Origin of the sequence: Streptomyces sp. NPDC101181 (genome assembly GCF_044767975.1) — a bacterium.
Classification (GTDB): Bacteria; Actinomycetota; Actinomycetes; order Streptomycetales; family Streptomycetaceae; genus Streptomyces.
Genome location: NZ_JBIWOX010000001.1, coordinates 475266 through 496753 on the forward strand (window position 1 = coordinate 475266; position 21488 = coordinate 496753).

Here is a 21488-nt window from a genome sequence, read left to right on the forward strand (position 1 = left end):
CAGGGGCCCTAGACGACGCTGGGGCCGCCTGTGGGCCGTCAGGCCCGGCGCGCGGCCCTGTCGTAGGCCACGGCAATAGCCTTGCGGGTCCGCTCCTGACTGCTCGGCATCAGGTGCGCGTACACCCTGAGCGTCATTGCGGGGTCACTGTGCCCCAGGTACTCACTGACCGCCTTGATACTCTCCCCGCCGTCCAGCAACGCCGACGCGTAGAAGTGCCTCAGCGCGTGCATTCCGTGCTCCCGCGCGGCCTCGTAGGAGTCCTCCTCGGTCTCCGGCTCCGGGATGACCCCGGCGGCCACCAGAGCGGGCTTCCAGGCCCCGTCATTCAGCGACGTGCGCCAGACGTGGCCGCCCCGAGGAGCGGTCAGGATCAGACGCTTGGTCACCTTCGGCCCGTTCGCCCGACGCCACGGCAATGTGATCTCAACCGGTGGGAAACGCTTCATATGCGCCCGCAGAGCATCGGCCACCGGGCCCGGCAACGGAACACTCCGCACCTTCCCGCCCTTGGGCAGAGCGAAGACGGGCTTGCTGCTGCTCAACTTGAGCTGCTGCACCACGTGAAGGGTGTCCGCCTCGAAGTCGATGGCATCAACCGTGATGCCCAGAATCTCGCCCTGCCGCATCCCGCAACCGGCCCCCAGGTCGACCATCGCCTGATAGCGCTCCGGCAAAGCGTCCTGCACAGCGAATACGCGGTCTGCTGACCACGGCGTCACCTTCTTGGGCTCAACCGCAGGCTGCTTGACCGACCGGACAGAGCATGGGTTGCGGCTCAGGTATCCGTCGTCCACGGCCGCGCTCAGCACGGCCCGAATGTTGGCGTAGATGGCGCGTCCGTACGATCCCGGAACACCGTTCGTCTCCATGGCCGCAACCCATTCCCGAATGTGCTCGGGCTGGAAAGAGCCGAGAGGCCTGGACCCGATGTACGGGAAGGCATGCAGGGTGAGTTGAGACCGAACAGAGTCCACAGTGCTCGGTTCGGAACCCAAGGACTTCAGCCACTTCTCGGCATACTGCCGGAACGTCAGTCGCCCGGCGCGCGGGTCTACGTACTGCCCCCGGGTCATGTCTGCCTCGATCTGGGAGAGCCAGGCTTCGGCCTTGCGCTTCTGTCCGTCGGGGAAGCTCTTGGATTTCTCCGTTCCGTCCGGCCCGACGTAGCGGGCGCGGTAGCGGAGTCCGGTTCCATAACGGCTGGTCTTGGTCCTGACGGATTTGCCGTTGGTGTCGGTTTCGGTTTTGTACCAGCGGTCTTGGATGTGGCCTGCCACGTGGTGCTCCTGTCGGGGATGCGTCAGGGGCGCGACCGGTGGTGGTCGCGCCCCTGTGGGTGGTTGTGGTGGGGGTCAGGCTGCTTGCTGTTCGGCTTGGGTGAGTGTGTTGATCCAGGTGTGGACGGCGGTGGGGTCGTAGCGGAGGTGTTTGCCGATGCGGAAGCCGGGCGGGCCGGTGCGTTTCTTGCGCCAGGCGTAGACGGTTTCGAGCGGGACGGAGAGCAGGGCGGCGAGGTCTTCGGGGGTGAGGTAGCGGTCGGGGAGGCCGCCCCGGAGGGTGGCGCGGGGGTCGGATGCCATGAGTTCTCCCGGGCGCGAGAGTGCGGGGGCGTCGCCCCCTTCCTGTGAGGTCCGCTACTTCCGCTACCTCCGCTACCGCCCTGTTCAGAGGGGGTGTGGGTGGTAGCGGATGGGGTGGGGGTAGCGGATGGTTGCCGCTACCGGCTCTGCCCTTGGTGGGGGTGGGGCCGGTAGCGGGTAGCGCTCAGGTAGCGGAGGGGAAGAGGGGTGCCGCTACCGTTTCCGGGGCGCTGACCTGCGGGGTAGCGGAGGTAGCGGAGGTAGCGGCCCCTGAGGGGGGTGGGGGGCAGTACCGCTGCCACGCGTCGTGGAGATCGAGGGCGTAGTAGCCCTTGAGGACGGTTCCGGCGGTCTTGATGTTGCGGGCCTTGACGGGGGTGTTGTCGCTGGTCATGTACTCACCCAGCATCTTGGCCAGGCCCCGGGAGTCGAGCGGGCGGCCGCTCATGTCGGCCCACGGTGCCTCGTCCAGGGCACAGAGGCGGTCCAGGATGGCGACGGTCGGCATCCGGTCGATGCCCGCCATGACGTGATCGCGGAGATCGGTGAGCAGCCGGATACCGAGACTGCCTTTGTCGTCGGCGCGGGCGGCGTTGACCAGTTCGATGCAGGCGGCGCGGGCGCGCTCCGGCCAGTCGCCCCCGGCTGCGTCTGCGACGGACAACAGGGGCTCCCACACATCCGCCGGTCGGTCCGTGACCCCTTCCGGCATCTCGGGCCATCGTCCGGCTACGTCGTCGCGGACGGTGTCGGCCCACTGGGCGAGGCGGTCTCGGAGGGCGTTGCCCTCGGCCTCGTGGAGCCGGGCCCGGAAGGGCTCGACGTGTTCGTTGCGGGCCCGTCGGCGCATGCGGATGATGACGGACCGGGTAGTGATGGTGTCGGGCAGGTAGCCGAGTCCGGCGACGGCGACGGCGGTGTAGGAGGGGAACTCGACCACGGTCTGGTTGCCGCCGTCTCCGATGCACCGGTAGGTGACTCCGGAGCGGCGGTGACCGGCGTTGAGGAAGCCGCGTAGTTCCTCGTTGTCTCCGGCCTTGGGGCCAAAGACGGTGTCGATCTCATCGAACAGGATGGTGGGCCGCCCGGCGGGGTCGGAGACGGACCGGAAGAGGGCGGCGGCCCGTGCGTTCACGGCGAGCATGGGGCGCGGGACCAGGGTCTCCACCACTTCCAGGGCCCTGGACTTCCCCGACCCCGGTTCCGGGGAGAGGAACGCCAGGCGCGGGGTGGAGTCGAAGGCGTCCAGCAAGTGCGCGTGCGCGTCCCAGAGAGCGACGGCAACGTAGGCGGCGTCCCGGGGGAAGACGTTGAACCGGCGGTGGAACTGCTCGACCTCGCTCAGCAGCGCCGCGCCGTCGATGGTGGGCCCGGCAGGCTGGTTGGGGGTGTTCATGCGGCGTTCCTCCGGTGCTGCTTGGTGTGCGGGCAGTGGTCGAGGCGGGCGCGGGTGGTCAGGTCGGTGACGGCGTCGCGGCCCCGGGCGCGTTCGTGGTGGCCGCAGGCGCAGAGCCAGTCAGCGGCGGGGATCTGTTTGCGTCCCAGCCCGCGCACCGTGAGGCCGGGGCGGATGCCGGTCACCGTGACCGTGTGCGGGTCAGGGAGAACAGCAACGCGGACGCCTTCGGCGACGACCCTTCGCGCGCCGACCGGGGGCGGCTGCGCGGCCCGGGCAGCGGCGGACGGCCGGTTCGGGGTGGCGGGCAGGCTCTTAAGGCGGGGGTTCCGGGCGGTCGTCATGCGGCCCGTCCGGGATTGTTGGCGATGGACCAGTTCAGAGCGCTGGTCACGGCGGCGCGGCACTCGTTCTCGCGCAGTCCGGCCGCCAGTCCCGCCGAATTAAGAGCCTGCTCTACCTCGTGACGGGCGAGGTCGCCGGACGGGATGAACCGCCCCAACGCCCGTGCGGCCCGAACCAGCGTCCAGTTCCGTGAACCCTCTCCAGCCCCCGCCACAGCCGCTGTTTCGGCCCTGAGAGCCGCTGAGGCGTACTGGGAGGCCCGAGCCGGGATGGGTGCAGCCATCAGACCCTTAGAAGACTGACGGGGCGTCAGGAGGGTGCACAGCCATTCCGGGAGTGGTGCGGGGTCGGTGGGGTCGGCCACCTCATACGCCCCGTTGGGGAGGGTGCTTCCGGCGGCGAGGACGTAGCCGCCGTGGGCACGGGTGTCGATGTGGGTGCCGAGCCTGCCCGCGCTGTTGCCGAGCCGGGCCCCGGTCGGGGCGGTGAAGTACAGGTGGTGTCCGCCGGACGCGGTCCGGGTCCGGTAGGTGGCGGGGACGGTCTGCCCGGCGCGCTCGCAGAGCGCTTGCAGGGAAGTGACGCCGTCAGGCGTTCCGCTCGGGTCTTTGGCCTTGAGGGTGTCCAGGTCGATGACGACCAGCCCGGAGGGGCCCGTGGCCAGACCGATGTTGAACGCTCGGGCTGACCAGGCGGCGCGGATGCGGTCAGGGTCGGTGGTGGCCCGTTGCTCCCACTTGCGGTGACCGGCCGCACAGTCCCCGGTGCGGGGACAGGCGGTCTCGCTGTGCAGGGCGGGGCGCTTGTCGCCGGGGCGGAGCGGGAAGACGTGCCAGCCGCGCTCAGCGGCGGCCAAGGCGGTGGAGAGGTGAGGGTCCTCTCGTCGGATCGGGGCAGGGTGGGTCATGCTGGGTGCCTCCAGTTCTGTGAGAAGTGCTGGCAGGTGAGAGCGGCCCCAGGTTCATTGGCGTGAGACGGGGGCCGCTCTCGGCGTGTCAGAAGGGGGGTTCGGTGGTGGTGCCGTGGCAGTAGCAGCCGGGCTCGCCGCACGGGATCGGCTCGGGCTCGGGCATGCGTGTTCTCCTCGCTTTGGTTGCTGTGCGTGAGGGGGAGGGAGGTAGGGGGATCCCTCCGGGAGGGGGCGTTCTCTGGGGTTTCCGGGGGTGTGGCGGGGTGCCTCCCCAGCCTCCCCATGCTCCCCAACTGGGGTGTTGTAGCTGATCAGTGCGGGTGGGGCGGGTTGGGGAGGGGGTTGGGGAGAACTCCCCAGGATGCGCCCGCCTCCCCAGCCCCCTCCCCGTCACCCTGCGTCGCCTTATCCGGCGTTCTCGGTCTCGTCGGCGCGGGTTTCGATGGCGGCCATGAGGCGGGCGCGGGAGATCATCTGGTTGCCGTTGTACTTGCGCGGTTCGGCACCGAACGGCTTGAGTGCCTGTACCAGGTCGGAGGCGGACCACGACTTGTAGACCTCCGGCCACCGCTGTGCCAGGTGCTGGCGGACCTCGTCGGACTTCATCCGTTCCTCGCTGCCGAGGACCGCGGACACGTCGGTCAGGTGGTCGACCTCCCGCACCGGCGCCTGCGATCCGGTAGCGGCACCCGCACCGGCGCGCAGGGCCTTGGCCCGTTCCGCGATGGCCGCCGCGTCCTCGGGACCGATGTAGTGGGTGCGGGCCGTGACGGAGGGCTGCCCGGGGGCGAGCTTGACCCCGTCCCCGGCCACCACGAGCGTTCCCTTGTCCAGGCCCTGGCGCAGCTTGTGCGGGGCCGCCCCGGCGTCGACCGCGGAGTCACCCACCGCCATACGGGCCTGGGACTCGGTGCCCAGCACGAGGGAAGCCCGGATGTGGTTACCCTCGCGGGAGCGCTTGGGCAGGTTCTCGTTGGTCGGGTCCTGGGTGCCCTCCCAGGTGGTGACGTTGACCGCGCGCCCCTGGTCATGGATCTTCTTCACGGCCTGGAAGTAGCGGCTGTCCGACCTCGATCCGCCGAACGGGGCGCCCTTGCGGACCGTGCCCTTCTCGGTGACGACCGTCTCCTGAGCACCGGAGCCGTAGGCCACCTGAGCTTCATCGACCAGGAAGACCAGGGGGTTGAACCGGCGGTCGGCCAGGATTTTGTCCTGGCTCCAGCCCTTCGCGGTCAGCTCCCGCATCAGCGCGATGCGTTCGGCCATCTCCGTGACACCGTCCTCGATCATCTCGGTTGTCTCGATGACGTGGTCGTCGGTGGGGCCCTGAATGAGGATGGTGGCGATCCCGTCGAACATCTGCCAGTCGCCCACGCCCTTGAGGTCAGCGATCCGGAATTCGACCCGGGCATCGAGGGCGAGCCACAGGGCCAGGGCCCGCAAGCTGGCGGTCTTGCCCTGGTTGGACAGGCCAGTGATGAGCATGTGCTTCTGCCACAGGGAGACCAGCACCGCGTCGCCGCGCAGGTCGACACCCCACGGGGCCCGCCCGCGGTGCATGTCGGCGGTGGCGTCCGGGTCGGTGACCAGCGGCGAGGGGCCGATGGGCTGGTCCAGGGCGCCGGAGTCCGCGATCCACATCCGCACCGTGCGCGGAGCCGGGGGGAGCGTCATGTGCAGCTCGTGTTCGTGGCGGGACAGGTTCTCGGCGACCTTGCGCCGCTTGCCCAGCACTTCTTCCGTGCTCACCCCGGACGGGAGGGTGACGTCGACCTCGACGCCGCACCCGGCCAGGGTGATGGGGCCCAGCATCCCGGCCGCACCGTCGGCCATCTCCTTGATGGCCTTGCGCAGCGAGGAAATCCCCAGGTCGGAGAGGGCTTTGACGACCGCCGAGGGGGTGACCGGGACATCGTCCATCCCGCTGGTGGCGGGGCGGGCCCAGGCAGGTGCGGTCTGCTGCTGCTGACCGGCCCGCCACAGGTGGGACAGCCCGGCCAGCAGCGCAAACGCGAGCGCGGGCCCCCAGGCGATAGACACGAACCAGCACAGGGCCCGTACCGCGTCAATGGCGGCCAGCGTCGGCGCGATCACGTCGTGCACGTTGTGGCTGCGGATGGCCATGCAGGCACCGAGCAGCAACAACGCGCCCTCCGTACCAGCGACGCCGATAGCCGCGGACCGGGCCATCTGCGGAACACCGCTGATTAGCTCCATGCGGCGGCGGTGGCGGTCGGTGCGGAAGCGGTCCGCCTTCTCCTGCCACTCCGCGGCGAGTTCCTGATTGCCCGCAGCCACCGCCGCGGCCCTCATCTGGTGGTGGACCGCCACCGTCCGGCCCTGCCACGTCCGCCGGGCAACCACCCCCGCCCCACCGGCAATGTAGAGGGAGTGCCGGACCGCGGCGCGCGCCCCGGCCCGGGTGCGGTTGTGCGTCGCGGCCGTACGCAGAGCGCGGGCCGTGCGGACCGCCCGCGAGACGCGGCGAACGGGCGGGGTGGCGGGGGTGGTCGGGTCGGTGTCCGGGTCCTTGACCAGGCTCACCACCGGCCCGGCGGCGGGCTCGGTGGGGGTGGGTCGGTGGTCGTTGAGGTGGTGCACGGTCCCCATGACGGGGCCTGTGCTGGCGGTGTCGGTCATGGTGGGCGTGCCTTTCTACGGGTGGGTGGTGTGCCGCCAGGCGTAGGGCGGGAGGGTGGCGGCGGTCTTGAAGGTGCGCAGCGCGGCCCCGTCCGGCGCGTCGGGCAGGGCGTAGACGCGGCCACGGTCGAGCGAGGCGAGGAGGCGGGCGGCGTGGTGCTCGCACCCGTCGGCTCCGGCCTGGGTGCGGTCGAGGACGGTGACCGCGACGGGCCCGGTACACAGGCTGGGGTCCTCGGGATGCGCGGCGGGGCAGCGGCCCCGGATGAGTTCGGCCATGATGAACGGGCCTCTCCTGATGTGACGGGTTGGGGTGATGGGGCGGGCGTTGTCCTTGGCCGGGTGCGCCCGCCCCCGCTCAGCTCCGCTCGGCCTTGCTGACCTCGCGCTCGGCGAGGCGTAGGCGCTGCTCGGCCTGCTTGCGGGCCTCACGCGCGGCGGGCTTGTCGGGGCGGGCTGCGGTGCGCTCGGCGGCCTTGGCGGCGGCGAGATCCTGGCGGGCACCGGCCCGCACCCGGTGCAGCGCCGCCAACTCCAGCGCGCCGCGTTCGGCGGCGGACTGGTCGATGCGCTCGATCTTCCGCTTGATGTCCGGGTCGACGCAGTCGGCGGTGGACTGGCGCAGGCCCTGGACGAACAGGCGGCGGCGCTGGCGGGACTCGGCTCGGGTGTAGCTGTACACAGTGACCTCCCGGACGGGGCGGGGCCGGACTGTCCGGCTCCCCAACCACCCCCCAACCACAGCGGGTTGGGGGGTGACGGGCAGCCGTCAGGCGGGCCGCAGTTCGTGGGTGTGGCACAGCACGGGGCCGATCAGCAGCCCGACGCGGTGCACGGTCCACCGGCCGTTCGTCAGCGGCCCCGGGGGGACCTCGTCAACGATCCGGCCGGTCCGCCCGACCGCACGCGGATCGTCCTCACACGAGACGATCCGCACTTCCTGTCCTGCCTGGAACATGCGTGTTTCCCCTTCGGGTCAGCGGCTCTTGCGGGCGGCCTTGGCCTCGCCCACGGACTTCACGACGGTCACCACACCCCAGGCGCAGGCGGCGGCGACCAGGGCAAGCAGGGCCAAGTTGGCAGCGATGGCGGTGAGGACACCGACCAGCAGCGGGCCGAAGTACACCCCGGCGGCGACCATCCCGGCGCCCATGCCGGAGCCGAGGGCGAGGCGCTGAACGGTGCGGTCGGGGGGTGCGTGGTGGACGTGGATGACCTGGGGTGCGGCCGTGGTGGGCTGGTAGGTGGCGGGGAGGTGGTCGGTGTAGGCGGGGGTGCCGTCCGGGAGGTGCACGACGGACGGGGGCCGGGGTTCGGGCAGGTTGTTCACAGTTCTTCCTCCGGGTCCGTGGCGCAGCGGGAGCAGGTCTGCTCGACCCCGGGGGCGAGGCTGAGGTAGAGGTGCTGGTCGCAGTAGTAGCCACCGCATCCGTACTCGTCGCCCCCGGGTGTCTGGCCGCAGAGGTGCGCGAGACCGCGATCGATCTCCTCGGCGCAGCCGGGTTCCTCACAGGTGGTGGGCACGGCGTATCCGGCGGTGATGGTCTGGCCGTTACGGGTGATCTCGTACTGGGCGTAGCCCATGACGTTGTCCTTCCGGTTCAGGCGGCGAGGGCGAGGGCGGCGAGTGCCAGGGCGAGGATGTGGGCGGTCTGGTCGACGTGCGCCGCGCCCCCGTGGGCGGCCCACGTGGTCTGGCCGGTGTGGGTCATCCACCAGGCGACCGGCCACCTGCGGTCAATGAACGCGTGGGTGGCACCGATCCACACCAGCGCCGCCAGGGCGACCGGCAGGGACACGGCCACGCCGTCCAGAACCAGCGCCCCCAGCGCGAGGGCGAGGCCGCAGGCGGTGACGTGAGTGGCGGCGTGGCGCAGGTTGGCCGCCCACCCGGCGGCCCCGGGGTCAGCCTTGTGGGCGGCCTGGTGGTCGGTCTGGAACGGGTAGTCCGCCAGCAGGTGACCGAGGTAGAGCAGCACGAACAGCGATGCGAACACGGCGGGTCCTCCGGTCAGCGGGTCGGGGTGGGGTTGTCGTGGCAGGTGACGCACATGCCGAGCGACCGGGGGATGCAATACCCGGCGTCGGTCCGGCAGTTGGGGCAGGTGCGGCGTGCGAGCATGGCGGCGGCGAGGGCGGCGGTACGGCCCGGGGTCATGGGCCGGACGGGGCGGGCGTGGTCGATGCGGTAGAGGTAGGCGACCAGCGGGCCCCGGCCGCGGCGCCGGGGGCGGTGTACTTCCGCTGCCACGTCCTGACCGCCCGGGCGCAGCCCCAGGGCGCGGAGCTGGCGGCGGGTGGCCAGACCCTCGGGGGCGAGGTGCCACCGGTAGACGGCGGCCATCACGCCGCCGCCTTACCGGGACCGGCCGCCGCCTGCGCACGCTCCGCACGCAGCGTGTCCCGCAGGATGCGGGCCTTGGCCGCAGAGGTGCGGACGCCCTTGCGGATGCCCTCGGCAGTCAACTCCTCATCCGACCAGTCGGCCGTCAACTTCCGCGCCTCGGAAAGGAGTTGGTCTGGGGTGCGGTTCGGTCGGGTCGACCGGGCGGCCGGGGGAATCGACCGGACGGGGCGCGGCGTCGCGGCCGGGGCGGGCTTGGTCGGCTTGACCAGGTCGACCACCGGGGCCGCCTCCAGCGCGACCGGGGCCGGTACGGCAACAACCGGCGCGGAGACCGGTTCCCCCAGGTCAGGTGTCGACCGGTTTACAGTGATCTCGGTCGCTTCATCCTGATTTGCTGTGGGGGTAGGGAGGGCGACCGGTCGGCGGCGGAACAGGTTCCCGATCCGCCAGCGACGGGACGGGGCGGGGCCGGTGAGGGTGGTCTGTGCGTGGGCGAGGGCGGCGGCCGACCGGGCGGCGCGCTGGTGGAGTCGGGGGGTCATGCCGGGGGTGCTGGTTCCGGTCTCGATCTCCCAGGCGTGCGCGAACGCGGTCTCGAAGTCGAGCCGCCCGAACGGGGCGGCCGAGACGAACCGGTCGGCCAACTGAGCTACGGTGCGGTGCTGTTGACGCCGCTTGCGGTCGTGGCGGCGGCGGGCGCGTTCCTCGGGACTGTTGGTGTCGGCGGACAGGGTGGTCACCCACTGGCGGATCTCGAACAGCACCGGCCCCAGCAGCGTCACGGCCGCGAGCCCGATACCGGCCGCCTGCCGGTCCGGGGCGGACAGGCCGGGGAGGTGGAGGCCGTAGGTGTAGTTGATCGAGGCGGCGAAACCAGCCGCGGCGAGGACGAGCAGGCGCAGGAACCAGCGCACCCACCCGGGCAGGTGCCGTTCATCCGCGTAGGCGACTCCGGCGGCCATGACCCACGCCGCGCCCTCGATCGCCAGCGGCAACGGGAGCAGCATCGGGGAGATACCGACGAAGTGCAGCACCTGAGCGGGCAGCGACCCCAGCGCGGACGCCGTCACCAGGGCAAGGGTGCCGCGCTGGTAGACGTTGCCCGGGGTCAGCGCCGCGCCCCGGGCCGCCCGCCGCTCGCTCCGTACCCTCGCCCGTTCAGTCCGGGCCCGGGTGCGGTCGGTGCGGCGCTGCTCAGCGAGCCGGACAGCCCGCTCGTCGGCGGTACGTTCCCGCTCCGCCCGGCGGGCCTCAGCGGCGGCGGCGTCGATACGCCGCTGTTCGGCATCCGCCGCACGGTCCGCGCGGCGCTCCTGGCTGTAGGTACTCATGACCCACCGCCTCGTGTGTGCCGCACGTACAGGCCCCACCCGGCGGCGTGAACGAGAGCGCCGACGGCTGCGAGGACCCGCCAGGCAGGGCGGTGGGTGTAGGTGTCCAGGGAGGTTCCGAGGACGGTCAGGGCGATACCGGCGAACACGACCAGCAGCGCCCGCCGGACAGCGGCGTGGTCGGTGCCGTTCATGCCGCACCGCCCGGCACCGTGGCGACCGTCGCGGCGGTGCGGTTGGTCAGGTCCCGGCGCGCCGCCAGCACCCGGCGGCGAGCCCGCCGAATCCGCTGGTGATCCAGCTCAGACGGCGTCCGGTCGATAGTCATGATCTGCACATCGAGGAGAGCGACTTCCGCGAGGATCAGCGGACTCTCGGCCTCGATCGCGTCCAGCTCAGCGTCCGAGGGCTCACGCTCGGACGACGCGGCCGTAACGACCGCGTGACGTGCTGCGATGGTGTTCATTGGGTCTGTTCCTCTCAGACAGGAACGGCTCACAGAGACCCCCGGAGTTGCAGCTCCGGGGGTCTCGCCGTTGAAGCCAGTCCGGCTCCCCTCAGCCCCGCCCGTACGGTCGCCGCCACGAGGGCGGGCCGGACGGGCGGAGGAGGCAACCGGCGCGGCGATCCGCCGCGATTCGGTGGAAGATGACCGGCCGCCCACAGACCCTGGAGGGCCTGAGGCGCGAGGGTGGAACGGCGCTGCCCTGCCGGTCTGTCACGGGAGCGCCCGGGTATGTAACTGCCTCACTTGATCTCTCCTTCAGTCAGGGCGGCACGCGCCGCCTGAACGTCCGCGGTGTTCACCACGGACGTTCAGGCCCAGCGCGCTTTGGCGTGCCGCCAACGACATGACCCGGTCGTCTCGGGGGCGGTCTCACTCTTGCCGCCACGTGCGTTGGGGCCCCGCTGTACCTCCCCACACCCGAACCCGGGTGGCGCCTGCCAGGCGCGTAGGGGGAGAGCCACGTCCATCACGGCGGTTTGCCCCCCGGGCTCTCGCCCTGGACACCTGCCGTGACCGCTGCTCTCGCGTCAGCCCCGCACGATCACTGTTCAGTTCTCAAGATTCACGCGGTCACTTCAGCCCTAGGAGCAGCCCAGACGGCGACAACCCCCGGACACGTCCGGCCTGTTCGAAGTTTGTGGGCAAACCCGCGAACTGATGATGACCGTAGCGGGTGCATCAGTGGCGCGCAAGGGTTTGCCCACAAACCCACAATCCGGGATGCTGGTGAGATGGAACCTCAGCCGACGGCCGTGCAAGCTCCCATCCATCTGCGGATCGCGGATGACCTGCGCATGCAGATCGAGCGGAAGGACCTCCCCCCCGGCGAACCCCTGCCGACACTGGCCGAGATCCGGGACATCTACGACTGCTCCACGAACAGCGCCCGCGCCGCCGTGGCGCTCCTGAAAGCTCAGGGGCTCATCACGTCCGGTCGCGGCAAGGCTCCGACCGTGCGCATCCCGCTGCATAAGGTCGTGCGCTCCTCAGCACGCCACCAGGCGGAGAAAGACCTCGCGCGGCGACCCGAGAAGGAGCGCGGCGCAGTAGGGGAAGCCGAAACCAACCTCAACATGTCCATCACGGATCAGGTATTCGAGTCCACATATGAGCGAATCGCCGCAGACACTAGCCTGGGCTCCGCCCTAAGAATCGAAAGTGGCTCCGAGGTGCTTAGGCGGCGTTACGTTTCGCACGACTCCCGGAGCGGGCTGCTTCTATCGTTCAGCACGTCCTACATTCCGGTTTCCCTGGTGGAATCGAACCCGGATCTACTGGACGCGTCGAAGGAGCCGTGGCCCGGCGGCACACTCCATCAGCTTTCCACCGTGGACATCGAGGTCATGACGGTGGTTGACGAGGTAACCGGCCGGATGCCGACGACAGTAGAGGCCCAACAGTGGGGCCTTCCCGAGGGGGTACCTCTGCTGCTTTGCCGCCGGATCTCTCTGGACGCCACAGACCGAATCGTGGAAATCTCCGATGCAGAGTATCCGGCAGATCGCACCGAACTTCACTTCATCACACCGCTCAAAGCATGGCGAAAGCGCCCGACGCACACGCAGGCAAAAGAAGGGAATTAGGTAGATGAAAAAAAATCTAAGCGAGACTGACACCTCCTTTCTGGCTCACGCTATCGACCTGTCACGCCACGCACTCGAAGACAAGGGGAAAACACCCTTTGGCGCAATCGTCGTCATCGAAGGGGAAATCGTGAGCGAAGGAACAAGCAGCGTTGTTGAACTTGCTGACCCCACAGCTCATGCGGAGGTGATGGCACTCCGCAACGCGGGCCGAAAGCTCGGGCGCCATCTCTTCGAGGATGGCGTCATGTACACCAGCAGCGAGCCCTGCCCCATGTGCCTGGTCGCCTGTTACTGGGCGCGACTACCTCGCGTCGTGTTCGGTGCCACAAGCCGGGAGGTCGCCTTGAACGGCTTCGAGGATCTCCAGCTGTATCGCGAGTTGACTTACCCGCAGGAGGGCCGCGCACTCCGGGAGGACGTTGCTTCGGATCCGCTCGCCGCAGAGGCTGTCAAGGTTCTGCGCGCATGGTCGGACGGCCTACCTGAGCCAGTGGTCCCGAAGCTCTAACGCGAACCCCCACGGATTGGAAGATCCGACGGCACGATGAGACGGCCCGCACGGTTCGTGCGGGCCGTCTCATCGGCTGAACGTTAAACTCCTCCCAGTGCCGCGAGTAGAACCCCCGGGCCGTCCGTGGGCCGTCAAGCGGTGACCGTTAACCACCAATGTTCACCAGCGTTGACCACTCGACAGCAGGTCAGGGACCTAAGAACCTCCGGAGACCGAGGCCAGGTAGGCGTTGGTCTTCTCCGGCTCGTAGAAGAAGTTCTCGAAGTCCGACGGGTCGTTGAACCCGTTGGCGAAGCGGTTCGCGACGGGCTGGAGCCGGCCGCCCGCGCCGAGCAGGTTCAGCACGTGCTCCGGGGGGACGCCGAGCATGGCGTTGGTCCACTTCGTGGCATGCCGCGCGGTGTCCCAGTAACGGTCGAACGCCGACTGCATCCACTCCCCGTCGAACTCCTTGTCGCCGTGCTCGACGATCGAGTCCAGGTAGGAGTTGGCGCACTTGGACGCCGAGTTGGAACCCTGGCCGGTGATCGGGTCGTTGGCGACGACGACGTCCGCGACGCCGAGGACCAGGCCACCGCCGGGGAGGCGGCCGATCGGCTTGCGGACGGTGGGGGCGTAACGGCCCGCGAGGGTGGCGTTGGCGTCGGTCAGCTCGACCTTGGTGGCCCGCGCGTACTCCCAGGGCGTGAACCGCTCCATCAGCTCCAGCGTCTTCGCGAGATGCTCGGAGGGGTCCTTGATGCCCTGGAACGCGTCGATCGGGCCGCCCGGGACGCCCTCCCAGAACAGGATGTCGGCGCGGCCGGAGGTGGTGAGGGTGGGCATCACGAACAGTTCGCCGACGCCCGGCACCAGGTTGCAGCGGACCGCGTCGAACTCCGGGTGCTCGGGGCGCGGGCCCATGCCGTGGACGTAGGCGACGGCCAGCGCGCGCTGCGGGGCGTCGAACGGTGAACGCTCCGCGTCCCGGCCGAACATGGAGACCAGCTCGCCCTTGCCCGCGGAGACCATCACCAGATCGTAGGTGCGGGAGAAGTAGTCCAGGTCGGAGACGGCCGCCCCGTGGATGACGAGCTGCCCGCCGCGCTGGGCGAAGGTCTCCATCCAGCCCGCCATCTTCACCCGCTGGTCCACGGACTGGGCGTACCCGTCGAGCCGGCCGACCCAGTCCACCGCCCGGGAGGAGTCGGGGGCGGCGACGGAGACGCCGACTCCCTCGATCCGCGGGGCCTGGGACTCCCAGAAGTTGAGCTGGTCGTCCCGCTCGTGCTGGAGCGCGGTGTGGAACATGCACTGCGTCGACATGACCCGGCCGGAGCGGATCTCGTCCGCCGTCCGGTTGGACATGAGGGTGACTTCGTAGCCTCGGGACTGGAGTCCCAGGGCCAGCTGGAGCCCGGACTGACCGGCTCCGACTATGAGTGTCTTCCGCATCGCGGCTCTCCGTTGTGTGTGGTCGAGGCGGTGTGCGCGTGCTCGGGCGGTGTGCGTGCTCAGGCGGTATGCGCGTGCTCAGGCGGGGGTGGCGTCGAGGGCGTGGCCGACCAGGGCCAGCAGCGACTCGACCACCGTGATCCGGTTGCGCGCGTCCATGATCACTATGGGCACCCGGGACGGTACGGTCAGGGCCTCCCTGACGTCCTCCGCCTCGTAACCGGGCGTCCCCTCGAAGTGGTTGACCGCCACGATGTACGGCAGCCCGCAGCTCTCGAAGTAGTCGAGCGCCGGGAAGCAGTCCTCCAGGCGCCGGGTGTCGGCGAGGACGACCGCGCCGATCGCCCCGCGTACCAGGTCGTCCCACATGAACCAGAAGCGCTGCTGGCCGGGCGTGCCGAAGACGTACAGGACGAGGTCCTCGTCGAGCGTGAGCCGTCCGAAGTCCATGGCCACCGTGGTGGTGGTCTTCTCCGGCGTGGCCGAGAGGTCGTCGGTCTCCTCGCTGGCCTGGGTCATCAGCGCTTCGGTCTGGAGCGGGGTGATCTCGGAGACGGAGCCGACGAAGGTCGTCTTGCCGACGCCGAATCCCCCCGCCACCACGATCTTGGTGGCGGTCGGCGCGCGGGTGTGGTCCAGCTGCCAGGCCTGGAGGACCTCCTCCGGCTGATCCCGGGGAGGCGTCGGCGCCGGGGCGCCCGTCCGGCGCGGGGTGGTGAAGCGCGGCGCCTCAGAGACGGCGGAGTCCATTGAGCACCCTTTCGAGCAGTGCGCGGTCGGGCTGCCCGGTGCCGTGCCCGGTCCCGTACACGCGGATCTTTCCCTGGTCGGCCAAGTCGCTGAGCAGCACCCGGACGACGCCGAGCGGCATCTTCAACAGGGCCGAGATCTCCGCGACCGTACGCATCCGGCGGCAGAGTTCGACGATGGCCTGGAGCTCCGGCATCACGCGGGTGGCGAGGTTGCCGTTGGTCAGCTCGCGCCGCTCCTCCGGTGCTTCGAGGGCCGCGACGAACGTCTCGACCAGCAGGACGTGCCCGAATCTGGTGCGGCCGCCGGTGAGGGAGTACGGGCGGACCCGGGCGGTGCGCTTGTCGGCGCCGCGGACGGGGAGGCGGGGGGCGGGTTCGGCCGCGGCGGCGGTCGTCACTGGGTGCTCTCCATCGATGTGCGCAGCTCGCTGCGGAGTTCGGGGGTGAGTACGTGTCCGGCCCGGCCCACGAAGAGGGCCATGTGGTACGCGACGACGCTCATGTCGCAGTCGGGTGCGGCGTGCACGCCGAGGAGGGAGCCGTCGCTGATCGACATGACGAAGACGCTGCCCTCGTCCATGGCGACCATGGTCTGTTTGACGCCGCCGCCGTCCATCAGTTTCGCCGCGCCGACGGTCAGCGAGCCGATGCCGGAGACGATCGTGGCCAGGTCGGCGCTGGACCCCTTGGGTCCGTCCGCACCCTCGGTCGCCTTCACGGCGTGGTGGCCGGGGTCGGAGGAGAGGAGCATCAGACCGTCGGACGAGACGACGGTGACCGAGTGGACCCCTGGCACCTCCTCCACGAGATTGCTCAGCAGCCAGTGAAGATTCCGGGCCTCGGTACTCAGCCCGAACGTGCTGGGCGCAGTCAACTGCGTGCCTCCTCGACTGTGTCCCCCGTCTCTTCGTTCCGGCCGCCCGGACGACGGCCGCCGGTCTGGTGGGTCCCTGCGGTGCCGCTGGTGGTGGTGCTGGTGCTGGTGGTGCCGACCGCTCCGGCGGCCTCGGCGATCTCCGCCTCGACGTCGCGGCGCCCCTCCTGCGCCGCCCGGTGGAAACTGCCCAGGCGGTGCCGCAGGTCCTCCCGGTCCAGGCTGCCGGTGCGCGCGGCGGCGGGCGCGCCCTCGGCCCGGACCACCTTGGGCGTGCGCTTGGGCAGCCCCTTGTCCGTGAGCCGCTCGCCCTCGGGACGACGCGGGGCGGGGACGGTGTCGGCGGCAGGGGCATCGGCGTACGGGGTGCTCGCGCCCGAGGCGTCGGCGTGCGGGTTTATCGTGCCCGGGGCGTCGATGTGCGGGGTCTCGGCGTGCGGGGCGGGGCGGAACGCGGGGTCGTCGCCGTCCGGCTCCTGGTCGCCCGGCGCACTCTCGGCGGGACGCTCGTGGCGGTCCGGGCCGATGGCGTACGGGTCGGCGGGCCGCGAGGCGGGCGCCTCAGGGACCTCGCGCGCCTCCGGGGCCTCGGGCGCCCCTGGGGCCTCGGGCGCCTCCGGGGGCTTCGGCAGGCGTACCTGCAAGGTGACTTCGGGGTCGCGGTCCGCGTCCGGCCCGGAGGGGGAGGCGGGCGCGGCCGCGGTCGACGCGGAGGCGGCGTGCTCGCTGATCGCCCGCTCGGCTGCGACGATCATGGGGTCCACGGCGGACTGCTCGGGGACGGGGCCGGGCTCGGAACCGAGTTCGGAACCGGAAAAGGATCCGGGGGCCTGCGCGTCACCGGTCTCCGCGTCACCGGTCTCCGCACCACCGGCCACCGCTTCGGCGGAAGGCGTCGAACCGGGCTGCGGCGCGGCGGCCACCGACGCGGACTCCGCCGCCGGGGACGCGGCCGAAGCCGGACCCGTGGTCGTGGCCGGGGCCGTGGGCGCATCGGCCGACTCGTCGGCGCCCGGAGCCATCCCCGGAGCCGTAGCCGTGGGCACATCGGCCGGCGCATCGACCCCCGGAGCCGTAGCCTCCGAGGCGGCCGGAGCCGTCGATGCCAGCGGCGAACGGCTGGGCAGCGCGTTGGAGTTGGCCTCGGCCACCGATCCCGGCAGGTTGAGCGTCGGCGCGTCGCCCTGCATCTGGACGGCGGGCGGCGAGGCCGCGGGCAGGGACTTCGGCAGCAGGGCCTGCGGCAGGACGACGACAGCCGTCACTCCCCTCCCCTTCTGCTCGCGCAGCTGGACCCGTACGCCGTGCCGGGCCGCCAGCAACGACGTCACCTGGAGTCCGAGTCCGGCGCCGTCGGCACTGCGCTCACCGGCCTCGAACGAGGCCGGGTCGGCCAGCCTGGCATTCAGCTCCTCCATCCGGACCGCCGACATGCCGATGCCCCCGTCGGACACCGAGAGCATCACCTCGCCGGACTCCAGGAGCCAGCCGGACAGCTCGACGTGGGAGTCCGGCGGCGAGAAGGAGGTGGCGTTCTCCAGGAGTTCGGCGAGGAGATGGCTGAGGTCGTCGGCCGCGAACCCGGCGATCTGGGCGTGCGGCGGCAGGGACTGGATGGTGACCCGCTCGTACCGTTCGATCTCGCTGACGGCGGCGCGCGCCACATCCACCAGCGGGATCGGCCCGGCGTGCCCGTGGCCGTGCTCGGCGCCCGCGAGGACGAGCAGGTTCTCGCTGTGGCGGCGCATGACCGTGGCCATGTGGTCGAGCTTGAAGAGGGTGGCGAGGCGTTCCGGGTCCTGCTCGCGCTCCTCCAGGCCCTCGATGACGCCGAGTTGCCGCTCCAGGAGGCCGAGGGTGCGCAGCGAGAGGTTGACGAAGGTGTGGTGGACGGTGTTCTGGAGCTGTTCCAGCTGGGTGGCCAGCTCGCCGGTGCGGTCCTGGAGTTCGGTCCGCTGCTGGGCCAGGGACGCGCGGCTCTTGATGAGGCCGGAGCGTTCGGCGGTGAGGCCTTCGACGCGGCCGGTGAGGTCCTGCTGCAAGGTGGTGAGCTTGCCGTGCAGGGTGTTCATCGACCGGACGACCTGGGCGAATTCGTCGTTGCGGCCGGTGTAGCGGACCGGTTCGGCGCTCTCCGGCTCCTCGGCGAGGCGCGCGGCGCCGATACGGAGGACGGCGAGCGGCTGGGTGAGGGTACGGGCGACGGCGGTGGAGACGCCGACGGCGAGCAGGAAGCAGCCGCCGAGCAGGGCGAGGGCCAGTTCCAGGGCGGTCACGTCGTCGTCGCGCAGCCCCTCCAGGTGGCGGACCTGGTCGGTGGAGAGGGCGGACTCGACGCTGCGCATGCGGTCGACGCGGGCGGAGAGCGCGGCCTCCAGCTTCGTGGGGCTGACCTCGCGCTCCGCCTCCGACAGTTCGGGGCGGTCGGTGAGGCGGGCGAGGTACTTCTCCGCGTTGTCGACCTCGGGCCCGGTGACGGTGGCGGAGAGCTTGTCGCGGGCCTCCGGGTCCGCGGCCTGGTCGAAGTCGGCGAGCGCGGCCAGTTCACGGACGCGGGCCTGCTGGGCGGCGGCGCTCAGTTCGTCGCGCTCCCGGTCGGCCCGGTCGGCGCCCTCGCTCCCGGTCTGTACGGGCAGCCCGGTGAGGGGGTCGGTCTGCGGGGCGGTGGGCTCGGGGCTGGGCACGGCGAGCGCGGCGAGGAGGAGCCCGCGGGTCGCGGAGGCCTGTTCGGCGGCGCCGCCGAGGGTGAGCGGGGCACGGGTGGCGTCGGCGGCGCGCGGCGGGGTCTTCTCGGCCAGTTCGGCGGCGATGCCGTGGAGCTTGGCGATGACGTCGGAGTACGCCTGGTGCGCCTCCAGGGCCGAGCCCTCGCCGGTCAGCGCGTCACGGCGCAGGGACGGGACCGTGGACAGGTCGCGGCGCAGGGCGGCGGAGGCCGCCTCGTGGATCTCGTCGATCTGCTGGTCGACGCGGGTGGCGCGGGCCGTGCGGTCGGCCGCGGCGTCCCGGCCGTCGGCGGCCTCGCCCCCATCCTCTGCGGCCTCGTCGCGGCCGTCGGCGATGTACGCGGTGACCGCGTCACGCTCGTCGGCGAGGGAGTGCGCGAGGGTGACGGCCTGCTGGTTCAGTCCGGCGAGGGTGACCAGCCGCTGGGACTCGTTGAGATCGGCGGAGGCGCCGAGCGCTGCGGGCGCGCCCGCAGCCAGGACGATGACGCCGACGACCGCGACTCCGGCGACCAGTCGGCTGCGCACCCGCACGGTCCGCCTCCCGGCGCCGGCCGCCGGAGGCGTCGCCCCGGAACCGTCGTGCGTCGTGTTCCTGCTCCGCGGCCGCTTCTTCTGCACCGGTGCTCGCAATCTTGACTCGTCCACCCTTGAAGCAGAGGTGACGCACGGTCACACAGAGGGGCGCCCCGCTCCTGGTACGGCTTCCGACCATTCCAGTTGCTTGTGAGAGGAGGCACGCATCAACCGCTCCGCCACTTGAATGAGTGAACAACAAGGCCGAGTTGACGAACAAGTCTCCCCCAGAGCGCCCCTGACCATGCATGAGACACCGGGTGGACCTTCCGCTCCGGCTTTGGCAGGATGCCCGCCCGCACTCCGTCCGAGGCCTCTCCCTCCACCTCCCGACACCCGTTGACCTGCTGGTACAAGCCAGTCCGTGGGGAGTGCGGGTCCCGTGAAGGCGTCGTGCAGACTGGCGTCATGCGCATCGAACTGGCCTCCGTCCCCGGCAGCCCAGGGCGCCTCAACGAGGACTGGGTATCGGCCGCTCTTCCCGCCTCCGGGCAGGGGGGCGTCCTGGTCCTGCTCGACGGGGTGACTCCGCCGCCGACGGAGCCCGGTTGCGTGCACTCCGTTCCGTGGTTCACCGCCCGCCTGGGCGGTGCGCTGGTGGAACTGTCCGGTTCCCGCCCCGGCCTCCCGCTGTCCGAGGTACTGGCCACGGCCATCTCCCGCACGGCCGACGCCCACCGGTCCACCTGTGACCTTTCTCACGTGCGTACGCCTCAGGCGACCGTGGTCCTGGCGCGTTGGGGGGAACAGACGATCGAGTACCTGGTGCTCTCCGATTCGGTGCTGCTCCTGGAGGCGCCGGACGGCACGGTCCGGGTGGTCCTGGACGACCGGCTGGACCGGCTGCCCCCGGGTTCGCTCGCCTCCCACGCGATCGTGGACTCGACCGTACGCAACAAGGCGGGCGGCTTCTTCACGGCGGCCGCCGACCCGTCGGTCGCGGCGCGCGCGGTGACCGGCAGCGCGCCGCTCTCCGAGGTCAGCGCCCTCGCCGCGCTCACGGACGGGGCGAGCCGCTGGACGGAGATGTTCGGTGAGGGCGACTGGACCGCCGCGCTGGGGCTGCTGCGGAAGGCCGGGCCCCGGGGGCTGATCGACCGGGTGCGGGAGCTGGAGAGCGCGGACGCGGAAGCGGGACGCGTACGGCTGCGGCGCGGCAAGGTCCACGACGACGCCACCGCGGCGCTGGTGGAGCTGTAGGGCGCGGGGCGCCTCGGGCCCGGGGGGAGCTCACGACCGAGGGGGACTCGGGGCCCGTACGACCGCGTGGCCGGTGTCCAGCCGGCTTCGAGCCCCGGGCGGGCTCGCGGCGGATGTCACCGCGACCCTTCAACCCCGCGCGGCCCCTCAACCCCCGGGCGACTCGCCCTCCCCTCCCCCGCGCGGGGCGCGCCCGGTCAGCTCTCGGCGCGGGTGTTCAGCTGGTGCAGCAGCCGGGCCAGCTCCGCCACTTCGGCGCGGTCCCAGCCCGTCAGCTTGCGTACGTAGCGCTCCCGGCGGGCATCCCGGACGCTGCGGAAGCGGGCCAGGCCCTCGTCGGTGAGGTGGACGAGCCAGGCACGCCCGTCGGCCGGGTCGGGCTCGCGGCCCACCAGGCCGAGGTTCTCCAGGGAGTGCAGCTGGCGGCTCATGGTGGCCTTGCCGACGCCGAAGTAGGCGGCCAGCTCGGTGGCCCGCTGCTGTCCCGCCGACTCCAGGCGGACGAGGAGACCGTAGGCGGCGGGCTCCAGGTCGGGGTGGACCTCCCGGGCCATCTCGCCGGAACTGGCCCGCGCCCGGCGCAGGAACACGGCCAGTTCCCGCTCCAGCGCGAGGAATTCCTGGTCCACGCCATCCCCACCGGCGGCCGCGTCCTGCTCCGGCTCGCTCGCACTCCCGTGCACGTCAGTACCCCATCTGCGGATGACGGCCGGTGAAACGTCCGGCCACACGCGGTCGGCGCCGCGGCCAGGTCAGTATTTCGCAGCGC

25 protein-coding genes are annotated in these 21488 nt (G+C 71.2%); 3 read left to right on the plus strand and 22 right to left on the minus strand.

What is annotated here, in order from left to right; all coding sequences use genetic code 11:
• Window positions 1-38 precede the first annotated feature (38 nt).
• The 16 genes from ACIRRU_RS01970 to ACIRRU_RS02045 form a co-directional block, all read right to left on the minus strand.
• Window positions 39-1280: a tyrosine-type recombinase/integrase gene (locus ACIRRU_RS01970; protein ID WP_403674938.1), complete on the minus strand. Its 1242-nt coding sequence runs from the start codon at window positions 1278-1280 to the stop codon at window positions 39-41.
• Window positions 1281-1355: 75 nt separating this feature from the next.
• The gene (locus ACIRRU_RS01975; RefSeq protein WP_403674941.1) at window positions 1356-1583 is read right to left on the minus strand and encodes a helix-turn-helix transcriptional regulator; all 228 of its coding nucleotides are present in this window, start codon (window positions 1581-1583) and stop codon (window positions 1356-1358) included.
• 184 nt (window positions 1584-1767) lie between these two features.
• Window positions 1768-2979: a DUF3631 domain-containing protein gene (locus ACIRRU_RS01980; RefSeq protein WP_403674944.1), complete on the minus strand. Its 1212-nt coding sequence runs from the start codon at window positions 2977-2979 to the stop codon at window positions 1768-1770.
• Window positions 2976-3323 (minus strand): hypothetical protein, encoded by a 348-nt coding sequence (locus ACIRRU_RS01985; RefSeq protein WP_403674947.1) that lies wholly within the window; start codon window positions 3321-3323, stop codon window positions 2976-2978. Before ACIRRU_RS01985 ends, ACIRRU_RS01980 begins: the two co-directional genes overlap by 4 nt.
• Entirely contained in the window at window positions 3320-4231 is a 912-nt protein-coding gene (locus tag ACIRRU_RS01990; protein ID WP_403674950.1) for a bifunctional DNA primase/polymerase, read from the minus strand. Before ACIRRU_RS01990 ends, ACIRRU_RS01985 begins: the two co-directional genes overlap by 4 nt.
• 408 nt (window positions 4232-4639) lie before the next feature.
• The gene (locus tag ACIRRU_RS01995; RefSeq protein ID WP_403674952.1) at window positions 4640-6874 is read right to left on the minus strand and encodes an FtsK/SpoIIIE domain-containing protein; all 2235 of its coding nucleotides are present in this window, start codon (window positions 6872-6874) and stop codon (window positions 4640-4642) included.
• 15 nt (window positions 6875-6889) lie between these two features.
• Entirely contained in the window at window positions 6890-7153 is a 264-nt protein-coding gene (locus ACIRRU_RS02000; protein ID WP_403674955.1) for a hypothetical protein, read from the minus strand.
• Window positions 7154-7232: 79 nt separating this feature from the next.
• Complete coding sequence (locus tag ACIRRU_RS02005; protein ID WP_403674958.1) at window positions 7233-7556, minus strand: hypothetical protein; 324 nt, start codon at window positions 7554-7556, stop codon at window positions 7233-7235.
• An 87-nt stretch (window positions 7557-7643) separates the two neighbouring features.
• Window positions 7644-7832: a hypothetical protein gene (locus tag ACIRRU_RS02010; protein WP_403674960.1), complete on the minus strand. Its 189-nt coding sequence runs from the start codon at window positions 7830-7832 to the stop codon at window positions 7644-7646.
• An 18-nt stretch (window positions 7833-7850) separates the two neighbouring features.
• The gene (locus ACIRRU_RS02015; RefSeq protein ID WP_403674963.1) at window positions 7851-8204 is read right to left on the minus strand and encodes a DUF6251 family protein; all 354 of its coding nucleotides are present in this window, start codon (window positions 8202-8204) and stop codon (window positions 7851-7853) included.
• Complete coding sequence (locus ACIRRU_RS02020; RefSeq protein WP_403674965.1) at window positions 8201-8458, minus strand: hypothetical protein; 258 nt, start codon at window positions 8456-8458, stop codon at window positions 8201-8203. Before ACIRRU_RS02020 ends, ACIRRU_RS02015 begins: the two co-directional genes overlap by 4 nt.
• 17 nt (window positions 8459-8475) lie before the next feature.
• Window positions 8476-8871, minus strand: coding sequence for a DUF3307 domain-containing protein (locus ACIRRU_RS02025; protein ID WP_403674968.1), 396 nt, complete (start codon window positions 8869-8871; stop codon window positions 8476-8478).
• Window positions 8872-8885: 14 nt separating this feature from the next.
• Entirely contained in the window at window positions 8886-9218 is a 333-nt protein-coding gene (locus tag ACIRRU_RS02030; RefSeq protein WP_403674971.1) for an RRQRL motif-containing zinc-binding protein, read from the minus strand.
• Window positions 9218-10552: a hypothetical protein gene (locus ACIRRU_RS02035; protein ID WP_403674973.1), complete on the minus strand. Its 1335-nt coding sequence runs from the start codon at window positions 10550-10552 to the stop codon at window positions 9218-9220. The genes ACIRRU_RS02030 and ACIRRU_RS02035 overlap by 1 nt, the downstream gene beginning before the upstream one ends.
• On the minus strand, window positions 10549-10746 hold the full coding sequence (locus tag ACIRRU_RS02040; protein WP_403674975.1) for a hypothetical protein: 198 nt from the start codon (window positions 10744-10746) through the stop codon (window positions 10549-10551). Before ACIRRU_RS02040 ends, ACIRRU_RS02035 begins: the two co-directional genes overlap by 4 nt.
• The gene (locus ACIRRU_RS02045; protein WP_403674978.1) at window positions 10743-11018 is read right to left on the minus strand and encodes a DUF6284 family protein; all 276 of its coding nucleotides are present in this window, start codon (window positions 11016-11018) and stop codon (window positions 10743-10745) included. Before ACIRRU_RS02045 ends, ACIRRU_RS02040 begins: the two co-directional genes overlap by 4 nt.
• A 773-nt stretch (window positions 11019-11791) precedes the next feature.
• Here ACIRRU_RS02045 and ACIRRU_RS02050 point away from each other — a divergent pair.
• Entirely contained in the window at window positions 11792-12643 is an 852-nt protein-coding gene (locus ACIRRU_RS02050) for a GntR family transcriptional regulator (protein ID WP_403674981.1), read from the plus strand.
• A 4-nt stretch (window positions 12644-12647) separates the two neighbouring features.
• Window positions 12648-13154, plus strand: coding sequence for a nucleoside deaminase (locus ACIRRU_RS02055; protein ID WP_403674984.1), 507 nt, complete (start codon window positions 12648-12650; stop codon window positions 13152-13154).
• A 198-nt stretch (window positions 13155-13352) separates the two neighbouring features.
• Here ACIRRU_RS02055 and ACIRRU_RS02060 read toward each other — a convergent pair whose 3' ends face one another.
• The 5 genes from ACIRRU_RS02060 to ACIRRU_RS02080 all read right to left on the minus strand — a co-directional run bounded on the left by ACIRRU_RS02060 (window position 13353) and on the right by ACIRRU_RS02080 (window position 19564).
• Window positions 13353-14591: a styrene monooxygenase/indole monooxygenase family protein gene (locus ACIRRU_RS02060; RefSeq protein ID WP_403674987.1), complete on the minus strand. Its 1239-nt coding sequence runs from the start codon at window positions 14589-14591 to the stop codon at window positions 13353-13355.
• 78 nt (window positions 14592-14669) lie between these two features.
• Window positions 14670-15341: a GTP-binding protein gene (locus tag ACIRRU_RS02065; RefSeq protein WP_403674989.1), complete on the minus strand. Its 672-nt coding sequence runs from the start codon at window positions 15339-15341 to the stop codon at window positions 14670-14672.
• On the minus strand, window positions 15322-15741 hold the full coding sequence (locus ACIRRU_RS02070; protein ID WP_403674991.1) for a DUF742 domain-containing protein: 420 nt from the start codon (window positions 15739-15741) through the stop codon (window positions 15322-15324). Before ACIRRU_RS02070 ends, ACIRRU_RS02065 begins: the two co-directional genes overlap by 20 nt.
• Window positions 15738-16217 carry a roadblock/LC7 domain-containing protein gene (locus ACIRRU_RS02075; protein ID WP_403674994.1) on the minus strand — a complete coding sequence of 160 codons (480 nt, stop codon included), beginning with the start codon at window positions 16215-16217 and terminating at the stop codon, window positions 15738-15740. The genes ACIRRU_RS02070 and ACIRRU_RS02075 overlap by 4 nt, the downstream gene beginning before the upstream one ends.
• Window positions 16214-19564, minus strand: coding sequence for a nitrate- and nitrite sensing domain-containing protein (locus ACIRRU_RS02080; protein ID WP_403675599.1), 3351 nt, complete (start codon window positions 19562-19564; stop codon window positions 16214-16216). The genes ACIRRU_RS02075 and ACIRRU_RS02080 overlap by 4 nt, the downstream gene beginning before the upstream one ends.
• A gap of 363 nt (window positions 19565-19927) precedes the next feature.
• Between ACIRRU_RS02080 and ACIRRU_RS02085 the strand changes: the two genes are divergently transcribed.
• Window positions 19928-20719 carry a hypothetical protein gene (locus ACIRRU_RS02085; RefSeq protein ID WP_403674996.1) on the plus strand — a complete coding sequence of 264 codons (792 nt, stop codon included), beginning with the start codon at window positions 19928-19930 and terminating at the stop codon, window positions 20717-20719.
• A 197-nt stretch (window positions 20720-20916) separates the two neighbouring features.
• Here the strand turns inward: ACIRRU_RS02085 and ACIRRU_RS02090 are convergent, their stop codons facing one another.
• Window positions 20917-21402 (minus strand): MarR family winged helix-turn-helix transcriptional regulator, encoded by a 486-nt coding sequence (locus tag ACIRRU_RS02090; RefSeq protein WP_403674999.1) that lies wholly within the window; start codon window positions 21400-21402, stop codon window positions 20917-20919.
• Between the last annotated feature and the right edge of the window lie 86 nt (window positions 21403-21488).